This window comes from Streptococcus mitis, from assembly GCF_000960005.1.
Taxonomy (GTDB): Bacteria; Bacillota; Bacilli; order Lactobacillales; family Streptococcaceae; genus Streptococcus; species Streptococcus mitis_CK.
Map to the genome: position 1 here is coordinate 992346 of NZ_JYGP01000002.1, position 19270 is coordinate 1011615.

Consider the following 19270-nt stretch of genomic DNA (forward strand, 5'->3'; position numbering starts at 1 on the left):
CAAATTATCCCTTTTATTTATAAATATTTTTTAAGTTAACTTTAATTTGATTCGTAAGCGATCTGCTTGAGCTTTTCCAATCACCTTATCCAACAAACGGGTACGGAGACTCATAACTCCATAAACACCTCCACCCATGGCACCGACAAGGGCTACATATAGGAAACTCCACAAACGTCCACTTGGTTGGAAGACAAATCCCAGTACCCACTGGATAGCACCTACACTGATAAACATAACAAAAGTCAACAAACTGATTAAAATGGTTCGCTTCAAAATCACCTTGCGCTTGACACCTGTTACCTTACAAATATCCCGATACATCAAAACATTAGGAATAATGAGACCGATGGTTGTAGAAATCAAAGGTCCGTAACTGTGGAAGATAGCGATGGTTGGAAGTTGCAAGACCAGCTTGGCAATGGAACCATAGATAAAATAGAGAACTGCCTTGCGGTTGCGGAACATTGCCTGAAGCATTGGAGACAAGACCATGTACAAGCCTAAAATAGTAGACTGCAAAACTGCAAAGACAAACAAGCCCATAGCCAAACTATCTGGCTTGCCATAGAAGACAGTATAGAGAGGTTCTCCTACCATGACTACTCCAACCGTTGCTGGAAGCAGGAATAAGAAAAGCATGGTAATGCTGTCCTGAACGAGACGAGAAGCCGCCTTCAAGTCTCCCTTGACATAGTTTTCAGTCAAAAGTGGCAACCCTACACTCCCAATCGAAACCCCAACAGAAATCAAAATCATAGTGATTTTATTAGGATTGGCTGAGAAATAAGAAAACATGACAACCAAGTCTTCATTACTATAGTTGGTAAACCAACTCATACTATTGATAAAGGTCATCTGGTCCAAAATCTGGAAAAGCTGGATAGCAGACCCTGTCAGGATAAAAGGAATGGCTTCCTTAATGGTGTCGACCAAAAGACGCTTGCTGTTTATCTTATCTCCTGTTTCAAGAACTCTTTTAAGTAATCCTTCTTTGGCAAGGAAATAGATCAAAACTGCAAAACTAGCTACCATGCCGACAAAGGCAGCAAAAGTAGATTGAGTAACCGCTGCTAGATAATCTCCTGAACCTATTTTCATAATCATAAAGGTAGCTAGGAGCATCCAGATAACACGAATAACCTGCTCAGCGATTTGGCTCATAGCATAAGGCTTGAGGTTATTCATTCCTTGGAAGAAACCTCGGATAACACTCATAGATGGGAAAATCAAAACCGCCCAAGCCAAGCTCTGCATGATTGGGATCAGGTCTTTCCCTACACCCGACAAGTCTGCTAGCCATGGAGCAAAGACATACAAGACTAGTGCAAAAACAAGACCTAATCCCGTCATAAAGCCTAAAAAGCTCCGAATCAGGGCAAAGCTATGCTCCTCTTCTCGCATGGTATTGTACTTGGCCACTTGCTTGGCAACCGCAACTGGAATCCCTGCTGTTGAAACCAGCAAGAACCAGGCATAGATATTATAGCCCATGGTAAAGAGACCATTTGCTGTAGCCGCATAAGACCCCATCCAGATATACCAAGGGATGATATAAATGGCACCGAGTAGACGACTGATAAAGTTACTAGCCGTTAGCCAAGCAGTCCCCCGTAACATCTGGGCCTGCTGGTGATTGTTTTCGTTAGACATAAATTCCTCATTTAATTTTAATCACTAGGAAAAATTCCTCATCTTCCATTATAAACTTTTCCTTGTCACTTGTAAATTTACGACTTTCGGTTTACAATAGAAAGTATGATAAAGATTGAAACCGTATTAGATATTTTAAAGAAAGATGGTCTCTTCCGTGAGATTATCGACCAAGGACATTATCACTACAACTACAGCAAAGTTGTTTTTGATAGCATTAGTTACGACAGCCGAAAAGTAAAAGAAGACACTCTTTTTTTTGTAAAAGGTGCTGCCTTTAAGAAGGAATTTTTGATTTCTGCCATCTCTCAAGGCCTCGGTTGGTATGTGGCTGAAAAGGACTACGAAGTCGGCATCCCTGTCATCATTGTGAACGATATAAAGAAAGCCATGAGTTTGATTGCCATGGAGTTCTATGGTAATCCACAAGAGAAACTAAAAATTCTCGCCTTCACAGGAACTAAGGGTAAGACAACAGCAGCTTACTTTGCTTACAACATCCTATCTCAACGCTACCCAACAGCTCTCTTGTCAACTATGAACACAACTCTGGATGGCAAGACCTTCTTTAAATCTTCCTTCTCGACGCCTGAAAATATCGATCTTTTCGACATGATGGCTCAGGCTGTTAAGAATGGTCGAACCCATCTTGTAATGGAAGTTTCTAGCCAAGCCTATCTTGTCCATCGAGTCTATGGTCTGACCTTTGATGTAGGAGTCTTTCTCAACATCACTCCAGACCATATCGGCCCGATTGAACACCCTAGCTTTGAAGACTACTTCTACCACAAGCGTCTCTTGATGAAAAATAGCCGAGCAGTCATCATTAACAGTGACATGGACCACTTTTCTGTATTGAAAGAGCAAGTCGAAGATCAAGACCATGATTTCTACGGTAGCCAGTCTGATAACCAAATCGAGAATTCCAAAGCCTTTAGTTTTTCAGCTACGGGTAAACTCACTGGAGATTATGATATTCAACTCATTGGCCACTTCAACCAAGAAAATGCCGTTGCTGCTGGACTTGCTTGCCTCCGTCTCGGAGCTAGTCTTGAGGATATCAAAAAAGGAATCGCTGCAACCCGCGTTCCTGGTCGTATGGAAGTCCTCACTCAGAAAAATGGAGCCAAGGTCTTCATCGACTATGCCCACAATGGTGACAGTCTCAAAAAACTAATCAAGGTTGTAGAGACTCATCAAACAGGAAAGATTGCTCTGGTCTTAGGTTCGACAGGAAATAAGGGAGAGAGTCGTCGTAAAGACTTTGGCCTCCTCCTCAATCAACACCCTGAGATTCAAGTCTTTCTGACTGCTGATGACCCCAACTACGAAGACCCAATGGCCATTGCAGATGAAATTAGTAGCTACATCAATCATCCTGTTGAAAAAATTGCGGATCGCCAAGAAGCCATCAAGGCAGCTATGGCTATCACAAATCACGAATTAGATGCAGTTATTATCGCCGGTAAGGGAGCCGATTGCTACCAAATCGTCCAAGGCAAGAAAGAAGCCTATCCAGGAGATGCAGCCGTCGCAGAAAATTATTTATAAGATAGTAAAAAATCAAGGGAAATGAAACCCTTGATTTTTTTATCTTTATTTAAAAGCGTTTTTCAAACCTTCAACGGCACCTTCTACAGCACCTTTAGCATCTTCAACTACTTCTTTTGCCTTAGCAACTGTCTTTTCTACAGCGCCTTCTGCTTCAGTCTTGCCATCTCCAGTAACTTTACCAAATCCTTCTTTGATAGCGCCTGTTGCTTGTTCCAATTTGTTTTCAAGTGACATATGATTGTCTCCTTTAATTTTATTCCGATATGTGTTACCGGTTACATATAGTTTATACCGAATACTAAGGAAAGTCAAATAATGTGCTCAGAAACAAAAAATCAGGCCAAGTAGAAAGTTAATCTTTCCTTATCCAAATCGATAGCCAACTCATACTTTCCATCTTCATTTTGGACAATATAACCTAGGACAACTAAACTGTCCACAAAGATGTCACGACGTTTCTGCATAAGCTGATCTTTTTTGAGAAATTTTAGCAAAAAAGTTGTCATGTATTTGAGAGCATACTCAGGATTGACATCTCCCAAAATGTCATAGAGTTCCTGCTGTTTTTCTGTCAAAGGATACTGATGTTTGACCTTGTAGAAATAATTGGACAGGGTCATTTTTGATCTCGCAAAGTCCGTCTTTTCAACTAAAATAGCTGCATTGGTTTGATTTCGTAATTCTGTCTCAAAACTCTGATCCAACAAGGCTGGATAGACCGGACTAGCTTCGCTGACAAAAATCTCTTGATCCAGTTCAAGACTATCGAGTGATTCAAGCATAGGAAGATTAAGGTAATAACGCTTATTTTCTCGTAGAATCAAGCCTGCCTTTATATACTCTTCCATGAGTTTATCAACTGCTATATCTGGAAATTGAGCCTTAATTTCTCGCAAAATAACATCCTCATGCTGGTCCAGATAGCGGATCAATTCTCTAAAAAATGGCTGTCTTGTCAAACGAGATGGATTAAAAATCTGAATCATGAAGATTCCTTTCTTTACATTCTAACAGAGGCGATGCTGCCAACTGACTAGGATTGGTCCCAGCTTGGTTCAAAGGGACAGGTAGGCCTAGTTCTCTATAATACTCTCTCCAAAAATCACTAATCTCCTGCTCCCCATCCCCAAATTTCATAGGTATGGTTTCAAAAATCGGTAGGATTTCTGCCATGTACTGGGAACAGTAAAAACCTTCTCCATCTGGATAGAAAGAAGCATTGTAGGGTGCTCCTAGATATTTGCAAGCTTTTTCCTTCACAGACTGGATATCCATTTCTGGGTAAACATAGAGGTCGTACAAGTGATTGGACTCAAAGAAGTCTGCCGGTTCTTGACAGACAACACCAGTCTGTCCACTAGCGTGGTAAATCATCCCATCCAAACAAATCGCAACATGGTTATAGTTGCCTGTGGAAGTCTGGATGGCCTGCCCCATATCTGACTCATCTCTCACAAAAATCAAATCGCCATTTTCTAACATGCTTCACTCCTAGAAAAAAAGGAGCCGAAACTCCTTTCGATATAATTCAAACTAGCCTGTTCTAATTTGAATTAACACTCAAAATCTTAAGCATTAAAGCTTTCAGTCAATTGAGGTACCACTTGTTTCTTACGTGAAACAGCACCAGCAAGGAAGGCGTGGTTATTTTCAAGTTTGAAGTTGAAAGCCGCTTCGACCTTGCCCATATTAGCACCAAGAGCTAGGATTTCTGAGTTTGAGTTGACGATATCTGTAATCATCAAGACAAAGTCAGAATAACCATTTGCTGCGTTAGCGGCTTGCATTGCAGCTTCAATTTCTGCTTGGCGTTCCAAAACTTCAGCGATATCAACTGTGTTTACTTGAGCAACACGGACATTATTTCCGTTGAGTTCAAAAGTCTTAGCATCGATATCAATCAATTCTTCAGCAGATTTGCTAGCCAAGTTGGTACCAGCTTTCAACATAGCCAAACCATACTCTTCCAAGTTTACACCAGCCAATTCAGCCAATTCAGGAGCAATAACCTTATCTGTTGGGTGTGTTGTTGGTGATTTCAAAAGAAGGGTATCTGAAATCAAACCTGAAAGCATCAAACCAGCAATCTCTTTAGGAACAGCTACACCATGTTCTTTGAACATACGGTAAACGATTGAAGACGCTGATCCAACTGGCTCCAAACGCATGTAGAGTGGGCTTGCAGTTTCAAAGTTAGCCACACGGTGGTGGTCTACAACACCATAAACTTCTACTTCAGCGATATCTGATACAGATTGTTGGAATTCATTGTGGTCAGTCAGGATAACTTGCTCTGCTCCTTCTGCTTTAGCAGAAGTGATAACACGCGGTGCTTCCACACCAAAATAGTTCAAGACAAAGGCTGTTTCTTCATTTGGAGTTCCAAGGGCAACAGCTTCCGTATCCAAACCGTAAGCTTCTTTTGCAAGGTAGGCAAAGGCTACAGATGACCCGATGGCATCTGAGTCTGGATTTTGGTGACCAAATACTAGAATCTTAGACATGATAATACCTCATTTTGTTTATTCTCTTTATTGTAGCATTTTTTTCGCTTTTTGACAAAAGTAAGAGGAGTCAAAGGACTCCTCACAATTGTTCAAAATAACTAAGTAAATTTCTATCTTGATTTTCAGATAAAAATTGCTCCTTCTGTGGCCTCTTCTTACGCTTGAGAAGGGCTTCTGCCGACATGGCTTCTTCCTTACTGGCAAAACCTTGAGCATAGATAAGTTTGACTGGCAAGCGTGCTCGTGTATATTTGGCTCCCTTCCCACTATTGTGGACAGCGAGGCGTCTCTTCACATCAGTCGTATAGCCTGTATAGTAGGATCCGTCACGACACTCCAGCACGTACATATAAGCCTTATGATCCATAATAAATCTCTTCAAGTTCAGGCGTATAAGAGCCATCATCATTGTGGACAATGAGAGGTGGCAAGACCTTAAAGCCACTTGTCGAGCCATCCTTGATAGCCTCAATCAAAAGCATATTGGCTTCCTTTTCTCTTTTTGGATAAACAAACTGCAGGCGCTTAGGGGCTAGATTATGCCGTTGTAAGGTATCCAAAATATCCAGAAGACGATCAGGACGATGAACCATAGCCAAACGCCCATTGGATTTGAGAATACTCTGAGCACTACGACAGATTTCCTGCAAATTGGTCGTGATTTCATGGCGCGCCAAGAGATAATGCTCGCTCTCGTTCAAGTTTGAATGAGGATCCACCTTGAAATAGGGCGGATTACACAAAATCATATCCACCTTACTTCCCTGGATGTAAGCAGGCATATTTTTCAAATCATCACAGATGACCTCCATCTGCTCTTCCAAACCATTCAAACGGACAGAACGCTCAGCCATATCTGCCAAACGCTCCTGAATCTCAACAGCCAAAATCTGTGCATGAGTCCGAGTGCTAGCAAATAGCCCCACTGCTCCATTTCCAGCGCAAAAATCCACTATCATGCCCTTTTTAGGAAAACGTGGAAAACGTGACAAGAGAACACTATCCACCGAATAGCTAAAAACCTCTCTATTTTGAATGATTTTAATATCTGTCGAAAAGAGCTGGTTAATACGCTCTCCTGATTTTAATAATTGTTCTTCTTCCATAGTCCTATTATAGCAAATTTATATTAACATTACAAAAGATAGAAATTTCTAACTAGTGCTTCTGATTTTTCAAATGTTGAAGGGCTTCCTTGGTCCAAATTGGCATCATTCGTTTGAGAGGAGCAAAGCCGTAGTTAAAACGGTCGCTTGAAAAGCGTCTCCGTCTCGGAAACTGGTGCTTTTCTTCCTCCAAAGTGCGGATAGAAAGGCTGGCTTTCCCTGTAAATTCATCTTAATCCACTACTTGAACTTGAACCTCTTCATCAACTTTCAAGGCTTCTTGGATATTTTCAATAAAGCCTGTCCGAATCTCTGAAATGTGAATCAGCCCCGTATCACCCGTCTCTAGCTCAACAAAGGCACCGTAGGGCTGAATTCCTGTAATACGCCCCTTTAGCTTATCACCGATTTTCATCTTAGTCCTCGATTTCAATTGTTTCAATCACAACATCTTCAACTGGCTTGTCCATAGCTCCTGTCTCAACAGCAGCAATAGCGTCCAAAACAGCGTAAGAAGCTTCATCAGCTAGCTGACCAAAAACAGTATGACGGCGGTCTAAGTGAGGGGTTCCACCTTGGTTGGCATAGATTTCCGCAATCGGTTCTGGCCAACCACCACGAGCAATTTCTTTCTTAGAATATGGCAGGTGTTGATTTTGGACGATAAAGAACTGGCTGCCGTTGGTATTTGGACCAGCATTGGCCATAGAAAGAGCACCACGAATATTGTAAAGTTCTTCTGAGAATTCATCCTCAAATGATTCGCCGTAGATTGACTCGCCACCCATACCAGTACCAGTTGGATCTCCACCTTGAATCATAAAGTCCTTGATAATACGGTGGAAAATGACACCATCATAGTAGCCATCTTTTGAAAGAGCTACAAAGTTAGCTACTGTTTTAGGAGCATGTTCAGGGAAAAGCTTGATACGCAAGTCTCCGTGATTGGTCTTAATAGTCGCGATAGGACCTTCTACTGTTTCAATGTCTACTTGTGGGAAATACAATTCTTTTTCTACCATACCAAATCCTTCTAAGGCACCAAAAATGCCATCTTCTTCTAGTGTTTTTGTTATATAATCTGCTTTTTCTTTGATTTTTTCATGAGAAATTCCCATTGCAACGCTGATTCCAGCATAATCAAAGAGTTCCAAGTCATTGAGCCCATCTCCAAAGACCATGACGTTCTCTGGTTTCAAGCCAAGATGTTCCACAACCTTTTCCACACCCGTCGCTTTGGAGCCTGAAATCGGCACAATATCAGACGAATGTTGATGCCAACGAACCATTCGAAGTTTGTCTGAGAGACTATCAGGCAAGTGCAAGTCATCTCCCTTATCTTCAAAAGTCCACATTTGATAGATATCTTCTTTTTCATGAAAATCAGGATCTACATCTAAATCGGGGTAAATTGGATTGATAGCTTCACTAATCATATCGGTGCGAGTCGACAACTTGGCATCATGACTCCCAACCAAGCCATACTCAATTCCCTCTTGCTTAGCCCAAGAGATATACTCCTCAACATCTGACTTCTCAATCTGATGTTGATAAATAACCTGACCTTTTTTATCTTCAATATAGGCACCATTTAAGGTTACAAAAAAGTCAGGCTTGAGCTCACGAATCTCCGGAACGACACCAAAAATCCCTCGTCCAGAAGCAATACCTGTCAAAATTCCTTTCTCACGTAATTGCTTAAAAACAGTTGGGATTGAAGCTGGAATAAAACCTGTCTTTGAATTTCGCAATGTATCATCAATATCAAAAAAGACAATCTTGATTTTCTTTGCCTTGTATCTTAATTTGGCATCCATCTCACTACCTCTTTCAATCTAACTCTTTCCATTATACCATAAAGTAGCTAAATCCCCTATTTTCAAAAAGTTTCCCGTTTTATTGTAAGTCCTTGGATAAGTATAAAACTAAATCATTATCATTTTGACAACTTGCACCCATTTCTAGCGGTTTATTTCTATACCACACACCTGTCCCATCTGGAATGTAGCCCCGTCTGATATACAATCTCTGGGCAGGGCCATAGCCTAAGTGCAAACCTACACCAAGAGTGACCTTACTCGAAACAAACTTGACTCGTTTTTCTGCTTCTTCTAGCAGTTGATTCCCAATCCCTTGATTTCGAAAAGGCTCAAACACATTAAAATCTGATAATTCTGGATAGACTTCTGCAAAAGGACCATGTTTAGCAGAGGGCAAAATGGTAACGTAGCCCGCTACAGCACCATCAATCTCTGCAACTAAGACTTCTCTCTCCCCACTTTCCTGTTCCAGAAAATATCTAGCCAAAATTTCCTCTCTACCAGGCCAACCTTGATTCATAAATCCATGAGATAAGGATTCAATATCAGACTTAATCATATTTCTAATCGTACAATTCATCTTTGACTTACCCACCTTTACTCTTTCTATTACTATTATAGCACGCCAAGGTCAGAAAAAAACTATCTCGTGAAAAAAGACCCAACCGGGTCTTAATTCGCTTTCTTGTTTTCAAGCTCATGAAAAAGAGATCCACTGGACCCAAACTCGCTCTATCATTTCAAGGCTCGTGAAAAAAAGACCCAACCGGGTCTTTTCTTTAATCTTCGTTTACGAAAGGCATCAAAGCCATTACGCGAGCGCGTTTGATAGCTGTTGTTACTTTACGTTGGTTTTTAGCTGAAGTTCCTGTTACACGACGAGGAAGGATTTTCCCACGTTCTGAAACGAAACGGCTAAGAAGCTCAGTATCTTTGTAATCAACATATTCAATTTTGTTTGCTGCGATGTAATCAACTTTTTTACGGCGTTTGAATCCGCCACGACGTTGTTGAGCCATGTTTTTTCTCCTTTATAATTTTAGTTGTCCATTAGAATGGTAAATCATCATCTGAAATATCCAACGGATTTGTTGCTCCAAATGGATTTTCATCACGTGAAAAGTCTGGTACTGAATTTGTAGGTGCTGAATAGTTTGCAGTTGGTGCAGAGTAAGCTCCACCTGTGTGACCCTCACGCACACTACGGCTTTCCAACATTTGGAAATTCTCAGCCACGACCTCTGTCACGTAGACACGTTGTCCTTGCTGGTTATCGTAACTACGAGTCTGGATACGACCTGTCACCCCGATAAGTGAGCCTTTTTTAGCCCAGTTAGCAAGGTTTTCAGCCTGTTGGCGCCACATAACGACATTGATAAAATCAGCCTCACGTTCGCCATTTTGACTCTTAAATGTACGGTTTACTGCAAGAGTAAAAGTCGCAACTGCTACATTTGACGGGGTATAACGCAACTCAGCGTCACGTGTCATACGCCCTACAAGTACAACATTGTTAATCATAGTTTACCTTCTTACGCGTCAGTTTTGACGATCATGTGACGAAGAATGTCAGCGTTGATTTTTGAAAGACGGTCAAACTCTTTAAGAGCTGCGTCGTCGCTTGCTTCAACGTTAACGATGTGGTAAAGTCCTTCACGGAAATCTTTGATTTCGTATGCAAGACGACGTTTTTCCCAAGATTTTGATTCAACAACAGTTGCACCGTTGTCAGTCAAAATAGAGTCAAAACGTGCTACCAAAGCGTTTTTAGCTTCTTCTTCAATGTTTGGACGAATGATATAAAGAATTTCGTATTTAGCCATTGATATGTTCCTCCTTTTGGTCTAATGACCCCAAGACTTTGCAAGGGGTAAGTGAGGTTCGCTCACAATAAACTATTATACTAGAAAATATTTTTTTACGCAAGTAAAAACACCGAAATAAAAAAAGAAGATGACGAATCATCTTCTTAAAAACTATAAGTTTTTAGTCTTCTTTTTTCTTGCGAGAAAGAAGTCCAAATCCACCTAGGGCTCCAAGAAGTCCAAGCGCTGCAAGACTAGCGTTAGCTTCTGTACCTGTGTTAGGCAATTCTTTTTGACCATCAACATATTTAGGTGTTGCTGGTTTAGCAGCTGTGTCAGTTGCTACTGTTGCATCTGCTTGAGCTGGTGCCGCTGGTTGAGTTTGATTTGGTGTTGCTGGCTGTCCTGGTTCCGTAGGAGTTACAGGTTGATCAGGAGCAGTTGGTCTTGACGGAACATTTTGTGGAGTAGGAGTTGGTCTGTAGTTGTTACCACCATTTCCACCACCGTTATATCCATCTCCATTATATGGATTAGTTTCTGGAATGCGTTTAGGAATTACCGTTACTGGGACGTCTACTACTACAATTTCTCCTGTTGGTAGTTTCACCTTCACTTTAACACTTGGTTTCACTCCTGGTGTTTCAGTTGTAGGGATTTCCCCAACTTCGATAATTTCAGCATCTTTTGGTAATTTAACATGACCTTTCACATCTTCTTTAGTGATTGGTGTTCCTACTTCAACCACGATTGGTGTTGCTGTAACAGTTTCTTTTGGTGTTTGTGGCTCTTCTTTACGTTCTACCACATTTACAACTGCTGGAACTTCAACTAATAGATTACCATCTTTATCCTTAACAACTACAATTACATTCTTCTTACCTGGTGTTTTTGTATCAGGTTGTTCTTTGAATGTAAATGTTGCCCCTTCTGGGAAGTCTTTAGGATTAATATTATCTTTTGCTTCTGGAGCTTTATCTGGATTCACTGTAACTTCTTGCTCTTTACCTTGAACTACAATAACTTTCGCAGGTACTTCTACGATTGAATCTCCATCTTCATCTTTAACAACTACTGTTACATCTTTAATTCCTGGTGTTTTAGTGTCAACATCTTCTTTGTACCCAACTTTTGCTTTTGCTTCTTTAGGGAAAACAGATGGATCTACAGATTTATTCACATCTGGTTGAGTATTCTCAGGATTTGCTGCTACGTATTGAGTCTTAGGTCCTACTACAGTAACTTTCGCTGGGATTTCTGCAATTGGTTCACCATTTAGTTTTGCTACAACAACAACATCTTTATCTCCTGGTGTTGATGTGTCAACTGGAGTTTTATACTCAAATGTTGTTCCGTCTGGGAAGTCAGTTGGGACAATATTTTCTGCAGGAATTACTTTCTTAGGATCTGTATCTACTGGTACATATTGTCTATATGCATCAACTACACGTACTGTTGTTGGTACTGTTACAAGTTTATTACCATCTTTATCCTTAACGATCACGTTTACTGGGTAATCTCCAGCTTCTGAAATATTTACCGGATCTTTTCCGTCAACTTTTTCGTATTCGAAAGTTGCTCCCTCTGGATAATCACCTTTGTTAATGCTATTTTCTGCAAGTGGTTGACCTTGATCAACAGGAATAATTTGTGGATTTCCTTGTACCACTTTAACTTTCGCAGGTACTTCTACGATTGTATCTCCATCTTTATCTTTAACAACTACAGTTACATCTTTTTCACCTGGTGTTTTAGAAATATCTTTTTCTTTATATTCAGGTTTTGCTTCTGCTTCTTTAGGGAATACTGATGGATCTACAGATTTATTTACATCTGGTTCGTTTCCTACTGCTACATACTGAGTCTTAGGTCCTACTACAGTAACTTTCGCTGGGATTTCTGCAATTGGTTCACCATTTAGTTTTGCTACAACTACAACATCTTTATCTCCTGGTTTTGATGTGTCAACTGGAGTTTTATATTCAAATGTTGTTCCTTCTGGGAAGTCAGTTGGGACAATATTTTCTGCAGGCACCACTTTAGTTGGATCAGTATTTACTGGTACATATTGTCTGTAAGCATCTACGACACGCACTGTTGTTGGTACTTTAACTAATACATTACCATCTTTGTCCTTAACTACAACTGTTACTGGATTATCCCCAGCTTCCGAAATATTAACCGGATCTTTTCCATCTACTTTTTCGTATTCGAATGTAGCACCTTCTGGATAATCACCTTTGTTAATGCTGTTTTCTGCAAGTGGTTGTCCTTGATCTACAGGGATAATTTGTGGATTTCCTTGTACCACTTTAACTTTCGCAGGTACTTCTACGATTGTATCACCATCAGCATCTTTAACAACTACAGTTACATCTTTTCCATCTTTTTGTTCATCTGTATCTGGTGTTGTTGTATCTACTTTCTCTTTATATTCAAAAGTAGCATTATCAGGGAAACCATACTTATCTTTATCTACAAGGCTATCCGCTGGTGTTGGTTGAGTATTATCAGGATTTGCTACTACATATTGAGTCTTAGGACCTACTACAGTAACTTTCGCTGGAATTTCTGCAATTGGTTCACCGTTAAGTTTTGCTACAACAACAACATCTTTATCTCCTGGTGTTTTTGTATCCACTGGATTATTATCTTTATCTTTGTACTCAAATGTAGTTCCTTCTGGGAAGTCTTCTGGATTAATATTTTCTGCAGGTACAACTTTAGTTGGATCAGTATTTACTGGTACATATTGTTTGTAAGAGTCAACTACACGTACTGTTGCTGGTACTTTTACTAATTCGTTACCATTTTTATCCGTTACGATAACCTTAACTTCTTTATCTCCAGTTGATGATGTATCAGGTTCTTTTTCATAAGTGAATTTCGCACCTTCTGGATAATCAGATGGGTCAATGCTATCTTCTGCTTTTGGAGCAGTTTTTGGATCTACTGGTACGATTTGTGGATATCCTTGAACAACTTTCACTGGTACATTAACAGTTTCTTCACGTTTATTATCACCTGAACCGTATGTTACTGTTACTGGTGCAGTTAATGTATCATCTCCAACTTTTCCTTTTGTTTCAGGAATCTTAGTTTCATCTACAGTTTTGTCATTTCCTTCTGTAGTAACCGCATTTTTTAGTTTTTCTGCTGTTGGTTTATCACCTTCCACAACGTAAACAAGAGTTGGTGTTGAAACTTTTGGAGTTAATTTAATTGTAAAGTTTTGATCTTTATCTGAATCAGAATCAAATGTTGGATCTTGATCGAATGGATTTTCTTTAACTGTGTAACCCATTGATTTTAACACATCAAGACGAGCTTGGATTTTATCTTCTGGAATTTGTGTTCCAGCTTTACCTGAAAGATCAGTAATATTAAACTTCTCATCTAATGGTGTTTCTTTACCAGCTGCATCTACAGAAACAAAGTTAACTGTAGCTTTTTGAATTCCAGGTGCATATTGAATTGGAGTCTTACCGAATTTATCAGTTGGGTCAAAGTTATCTGGAACTTTGTATCCTTTAGATGGATCTGCAGGATCAACTGGTGTTAATTCTACTCCATTATATTTTGGAACATATCCATCTACATAAGGAATAACTACCTTACTGAAATCACCAGGTTTTGTTGGATCATTTGGATTGTTAGGATATTTAATTGTATCTGGTGCATCTTGTGGTTTCTTACCAGCTGGATACTCAGGTGTAAATGATCCAATTTCTTTATAAAGAACTTTTACTACTTCATTAGTAACTTCACCTGTTTTAGATGGTGTTGGAGCTTCTTTTTCTGCGATAGTTTTATCAGCAGGCTCTACTTGTAAGTAGTTTTCAATTACTGGAGAAGTAACTTCATTGAATTTACCTTTTCCATCTTCTGCTGAAGCATCTGATATTTCTGCTCCTTCATAAACAGTCCAATCAGAGTATGTTACTTCACCTGTTTCTGGGTTTACAGTTGCTGTACGTTTGTAAGTAACTTTTTGTTCTCTATCTGGAGCAGTTTCTGGGTCGATAGGTTGAGCGTTTGGATTATCTTTATCATTAACATTGATAAATTTAACCGTACGTGTCACTTCTTTAACTAAGTCATCACGTGTTACCCCAGCTGGGTATTTACCATAATTTTCATCTCCTAGTTTAACTGGTGTATCAGCTGTTTTTGGAGATACTGGAGCTGTTGTACTTGGATTTGTTGGGTCAGCTGTTACTGTTGGATCTACTGTAATTAAATCTAATACGTGAACTGTTGTAGTATCAATATTAGATTTTTCACCTTCACTATCTGTAGCTTGAACTCTTACTGTATAATCTCCTGGTTTTGTTGAATCTAAACCACCGTCATTACTTACAGCAATCGTTGGTTTAGTAGAATCAACACCATCACGATCATCTTCTAAGTCAGTTGCTGTTGCCTCTGATTTTTTAAGTACTTCATCAGCCGTTAACTTTTTATCTGCTGGAGTTTTATAAACATAGATATCTTTTTTCTTAGTTTCTACAGTTGGAGCATTATTGATAACATCTCCATAAGCTGGAGTTGATTCGTTTCCTGCTTTATCCAAGACTGTAACTTTAATACGTTTATCAGGGTTAGTTGTTTCATTTGCCTCTGTTAAATCAGTACCCGCAGGAACTGGTACAACTAATTTACCATCACGTACTTCAACTTTTGTTTCACCATTATACCAACCGTCTTCTTTTTTCGTTAATGTAATTGGTGTTTTACTATTTGGTAAAGTAACTTTCATTGAAGTTAATCCACCGATAGCTTTTTTAATATTGTCTACTTCCGTATCAGCATTACGAGTAGTTCCATTATTTTTATCGTTAGCTACAATATCTTGTTTTTCTCTAGATTCATCTGTTAAGTTAGGATCTTTTTCTGCAGGTACAGAAATTAATAATTCTGTTGGTTGGTTCTTATCAGTTTTTTCTCCAGCAACACTATCTGTATGTACTGCTTCTACTGTTGGAGCTTGTGGCTTCACTGTATCAATATAAATAGTTTTATTGTAGTAGTAGTCTGGTTGGTCAGTATTTCTTACACCATTTACTACTGGATGATATTTACCATTAGCATTAGAAACATCGCCTGTATTTAACGCAACATTATCTTCTCCGTCTCTCATACCATTTGGTAAATAAGTTCTTACTTTAAATGTTGCAGTACCTTTATAATCGTCAGCGGTTGTAAATGGCACTCTGAATTTACGTACTCCATCATTCTTGCCACCATTAGAACCTACACCAATATATGGAGCGTCGCCGTTATTAGATTTTGATGTATTATATTTTAATCTTAATTTTCTAGTTGCTGGATCCCATTGTATATTATTAGGAGCAACCGGTGTATCTCCAAACCAAACCCATCCTGTTGGATTGGTAATATTATTTGGAAGATCTACCCCTTTAGGAACTTCGATTTCTGTTTCTGCAGATCCGTATAGACGAGTTCCACCAACACTGTTTACCGTAAATTCGAATTCACCTGTTTGTTTTGATTTATACAGATTATCTTCTCCGAACTTGTCTTCCTTCTTGTTACTTTTAACATTGGTAGTCATTTCTACACCAGTACCAACAGCCAAGTTAACAGCACCAACGAAGTAACCATCTGTAACCTTACTATTTGTTCCTTGTAAATATGAATTGTTAATCGCTGTACCGTCATTTAAAGCTTCAATTTCAACTTTAATTTTTGTGACATCTTTTGGAATTTCATAGATAGCACGGTATTCAGACCAACCGTCACCATTTCCTCCATCACCAGCAGGTTCAGAAATATGTGATTCTTCGAATTTTTCACCAATCGTACGGTCATCTCTGATGCTAGCAATTACATTTCCTTTGTCGTCTTTAACAGTAATTTTTACTTTTTCACCTGTTCCGGCAGTTCCGGCATTACCATAAGCACCACCTGTGATAGCACTTAGCATTACTCTAGAATTTCCATTTACTGCGTACTCTTTCGAAATTTTTGTACCTTGTTTTCCTAATTCTAGATAATATCCTTTTGGTAAATCATGAGTTCCTACCATACCTGAGTAGTTCACACCATTTGCATAATTTTGGTTAGCAGCATTTACACCAAGTGGGTGTCCTGGTGATTCAACTTCATTATCTCTTTGAGGAACTTTCCCATCTAAATCATATACTTTCGATGGTTTAGGATCGAAACCTGCGGGACGATTAGCTGAAACATTAGTTGGTGCTTCAGGTTTAACTGCAGTTACTTTTTCTCCACTTTCAATTTTCCAACCATTCAAGGCATTATTATCGTTAGCTTCTGCTGCAGTAATTTCTTTTTCTTTCCAGTTATAAGTTAAACTACCTAAAATTTCAGTATTCCCACCTTGAGATGCAGTGGATCTTGACCATTGTTTTTTAACTTCTTTACTTTTTTCTGTAGCATTAGCAAAATCAATATCACCAAATTGATTTTTTGCACTTTCAAATACACCATCAGCTGGGTTGTTTCCTGAACCTAATTTATTGTTGTTTGTTGGTCCTTCAGTAGCAGGAATAATTGGATTAGCTGTTGCAGCTCCATCTCTAAATCCACTTTCACCTTGTCCTGGAATAGCTTTTCCATTACGTGAATCTTGGTTTTTATTTTCTTTTTCTTCCTTCTTGTCTGCAGTTGCTTTTGGCATACTTTCAAGAACGAAAGCTCTGTTTTTCAATGAACTTGTTGAAAAATCAACTTCTTTTTGTGACGCTTTATCGTTTGACAAAAGGGCTTGAGCCTTAGCAAGTTCTGCTTTTGCTGATTCAATAGCTGAGGCAGTTTTTTCAGTGAGGCCTGCTTTGGCAAGGGCTGCTTCCATACGTGCAATAGCTGCTTCCAATTTGCTTGTATCAGCCTTTGTAGTTGGTGCTTCTTCCACTTTTGGTGTTTCAGCTGGTGCTGAAGGTTTTTCTGCAACTGGAGCAATTGGTTGCTCAGCTGTTGGTGTTGCCACATTTGGTGTAGCAGTTTCATTTGAAGCTAGAGGCTTGGTTGAATCTGCTTGATTGCCGGCATCTGGAGCTTTTTGTGAATCAGATGCAGTCTTTGGTGTAACTTGAGCATCCGCCTGAACAGTTGCTGCTCCACCAAACATCATGTAAGCTGCAACAGCTACTGATGCCGCACCAAAACTATACTTACGGATTGAAAAGCGCTGGACTTTTTGTCCGTGATTTTTTTCCATTCTTGAATACATGGTTTCTCCTTTTTTATTTATATGTTAAATTAGAATATGGTCGAGGTATTTTAAATTTCGTTTTTAAGTAGGGAAGGAAACCTTAAAATAGTCTCAATACGATATCCATTACTCTTATTATATCATATTTTTCAGCAGATAGTCAATCAATAAGAGCTCTATCTTGGTATTTTCCTACATTATTTTTGTACCCAAAGTTAAAAAAAGAAGGGATTTCACCTTCTTTTATTATAATAACTTTTTTATTTTATTTTTACGGTTTAATACGATGCAACATACGTGGGAATGGAATAGCTTCACGGATGTGTTTTGTTCCTGCTGCAAAGGTTACCATACGTTCGATACCGATACCAAATCCACCGTGTGGAACTGTACCGTATTTACGAAGGTCAAGGTAGAATTCATATTCTGTACGATCCATGCCAAGTTCATCCATCTTAGCAACTAATGCATCGTAGTCTTCCTCACGCATAGACCCACCGATGATTTCTCCATAACCTTCTGGTGCAAGCAAGTCTGCACAAAGCACGCGCTCTGGATTTCCAGGAACTGGTTTCATGTAGAAGGCCTTGATGGCTGCTGGATAGTTCATGACAAATGTTGGCACACCAAAGTGGTTTGAAATCCACGTTTCATGTGGTGAACCAAAGTCATCACCATGCTCAAGATGTTCGTAGTCAGCATCTTCATCATTCTCATGCTCTTGCAAGAGGTCAATAGCTTGATCGTAAGTGATGCGTTTGAATGGCTCTGCAATGTAGCGTTTCAAGAGTTCTGTATCACGTTCCAATGTTTCCAAGGCTTGAGGCGCACGATCAAGAACACCTTGTAGAAGAGCTTTCACATAAGCTTCTTGCAAGTCAAGCGACTCATCATGTGTCAAGTATGAGTACTCTGCGTCCATCATCCAGAACTCAGTCAAGTGACGACGTGTTTTTGATTTTTCAGCACGGAATACGGGACCAAAGTCAAATACACGACCAAGAGCCATAGCACCTGCTTCTAGGTAAAGCTGACCTGACTGGCTCAAGTAGGCTGGCGTTCCGAAGTAGTCCGTTTCAAAGAGTTCAGTTGAATCTTCTGCAGCATTTCCTGACAAAATTGGGCTATCAAACTTCATGAAGCCGTTCTTGTCGAAGAACTCATAAGTTGCGTAGATGATAGCGTTACGAATTTGCATCACCGCTACTTGCTTACGAGAACGGAGCCACAAGTGACGGTTGTCCATCAAGAAGTCTGTCCCGTGTTCTTTTGGTGTAATTGGGTAGTCTTGAGATTCACCGATTACTTCGATGTCTGTAATGTCCAACTCATAGCCAAACTTAGAACGTTCGTCTTCTTTGACAATCCCTGTCACATAAACAGAAGTTTCTTGGCTCAAGCGTTTGATAACATCAAACTTCTCAAGTCCTACTTCTTCACCAAATTTTTCTACAAAGTTTGGTTTAAAGGCAACACCTTGGAAGAAGGCAGTTCCATCACGCAATTGCAAGAAAGCAATTTTACCTTTTCCTGATTTGTTGGCAACCCAAGCGCCAATCGTCACTTCCTGACCAACATAGTCTTTTACATCAATAATCGTTACACGTTTTGTCATTATTTTTCCTTT

The 19270-nt window shown here is 39.5% G+C and carries 15 protein-coding genes and 1 pseudogene; 1 reads left to right on the top strand and 15 read right to left on the bottom strand.

Annotation, left to right across the window (positions count from 1 at the left end):
* Positions 1–30 precede the first annotated feature (30 nt).
* On the bottom strand, positions 31–1653 hold the full coding sequence (locus tag TZ90_RS06220) for a putative polysaccharide biosynthesis protein (protein WP_045612050.1): 1623 nt from the start codon (positions 1651–1653) through the stop codon (positions 31–33).
* Positions 1654–1758: 105 nt separating this feature from the next.
* On the opposite strand from TZ90_RS06220, the gene TZ90_RS06225 reads away from it, so the two are divergent.
* The gene (locus tag TZ90_RS06225) at positions 1759–3204 is read left to right on the top strand and encodes a UDP-N-acetylmuramoyl-L-alanyl-D-glutamate--L-lysine ligase (protein ID WP_045612052.1); all 1446 of its coding nucleotides are present in this window, start codon (positions 1759–1761) and stop codon (positions 3202–3204) included.
* A 45-nt stretch (positions 3205–3249) separates the two neighbouring features.
* On the opposite strand, the gene TZ90_RS06230 is transcribed toward TZ90_RS06225, so the two are convergent.
* The 14 genes and pseudogenes from TZ90_RS06230 to asnS form a co-directional block, all read right to left on the bottom strand.
* On the bottom strand, positions 3250–3441 hold the full coding sequence (locus TZ90_RS06230) for a CsbD family protein (protein WP_000051182.1): 192 nt from the start codon (positions 3439–3441) through the stop codon (positions 3250–3252).
* 101 nt (positions 3442–3542) lie between these two features.
* Positions 3543–4193: a DUF1803 domain-containing protein gene (locus TZ90_RS06235; RefSeq protein WP_080890743.1), complete on the bottom strand. Its 651-nt coding sequence runs from the start codon at positions 4191–4193 to the stop codon at positions 3543–3545.
* Positions 4177–4689: a YiiX/YebB-like N1pC/P60 family cysteine hydrolase gene (locus tag TZ90_RS06240; protein ID WP_045612053.1), complete on the bottom strand. Its 513-nt coding sequence runs from the start codon at positions 4687–4689 to the stop codon at positions 4177–4179. Before TZ90_RS06240 ends, TZ90_RS06235 begins: the two co-directional genes overlap by 17 nt.
* An 86-nt stretch (positions 4690–4775) precedes the next feature.
* Positions 4776–5711: a manganese-dependent inorganic pyrophosphatase gene (locus TZ90_RS06245; protein ID WP_045612055.1), complete on the bottom strand. Its 936-nt coding sequence runs from the start codon at positions 5709–5711 to the stop codon at positions 4776–4778.
* An 82-nt stretch (positions 5712–5793) separates the two neighbouring features.
* A complete protein-coding gene (locus tag TZ90_RS06250) occupies positions 5794–6081 on the bottom strand; it encodes a GIY-YIG nuclease family protein (protein ID WP_045612056.1) in 288 nt (95 codons plus the stop codon).
* Positions 6071–6820, bottom strand: a complete 750-nt coding sequence (locus tag TZ90_RS06255) for a tRNA1(Val) (adenine(37)-N6)-methyltransferase (RefSeq protein WP_000390787.1) — start codon at positions 6818–6820, stop codon at positions 6071–6073. The genes TZ90_RS06250 and TZ90_RS06255 overlap by 11 nt, the downstream gene beginning before the upstream one ends.
* 52 nt (positions 6821–6872) lie before the next feature.
* Positions 6873–7235 (bottom strand): annotated as a pseudogene (locus TZ90_RS06260) (S1 RNA-binding domain-containing protein).
* A gap of 1 nt (position 7236) precedes the next feature.
* Positions 7237–8637, bottom strand: a complete 1401-nt coding sequence (locus tag TZ90_RS06265) for a bifunctional Cof-type HAD-IIB family hydrolase/peptidylprolyl isomerase (RefSeq protein WP_045612058.1) — start codon at positions 8635–8637, stop codon at positions 7237–7239.
* Positions 8638–8716: 79 nt separating this feature from the next.
* Positions 8717–9220: a GNAT family N-acetyltransferase gene (locus TZ90_RS06270; RefSeq protein WP_045612060.1), complete on the bottom strand. Its 504-nt coding sequence runs from the start codon at positions 9218–9220 to the stop codon at positions 8717–8719.
* 199 nt (positions 9221–9419) lie between these two features.
* Positions 9420–9659: a 30S ribosomal protein S18 gene (gene rpsR / locus TZ90_RS06275; protein ID WP_000068664.1), complete on the bottom strand. Its 240-nt coding sequence runs from the start codon at positions 9657–9659 to the stop codon at positions 9420–9422.
* A gap of 31 nt (positions 9660–9690) precedes the next feature.
* Positions 9691–10161: a single-stranded DNA-binding protein SsbA gene (gene ssbA / locus TZ90_RS06280; RefSeq protein ID WP_000609606.1), complete on the bottom strand. Its 471-nt coding sequence runs from the start codon at positions 10159–10161 to the stop codon at positions 9691–9693.
* Positions 10162–10172: 11 nt separating this feature from the next.
* The gene (rpsF, locus tag TZ90_RS06285; protein WP_045612061.1) at positions 10173–10463 is read right to left on the bottom strand and encodes a 30S ribosomal protein S6; all 291 of its coding nucleotides are present in this window, start codon (positions 10461–10463) and stop codon (positions 10173–10175) included.
* Positions 10464–10626: 163 nt separating this feature from the next.
* Complete coding sequence (locus TZ90_RS06290; RefSeq protein ID WP_045612063.1) at positions 10627–17661, bottom strand: Rib/alpha-like domain-containing protein; 7035 nt, start codon at positions 17659–17661, stop codon at positions 10627–10629.
* Between the two features lie 253 nt (positions 17662–17914).
* Positions 17915–19258 (bottom strand): asparagine--tRNA ligase, encoded by a 1344-nt coding sequence (asnS, locus tag TZ90_RS06295; RefSeq protein ID WP_000167160.1) that lies wholly within the window; start codon positions 19256–19258, stop codon positions 17915–17917.
* Positions 19259–19270 lie beyond the last annotated feature (12 nt).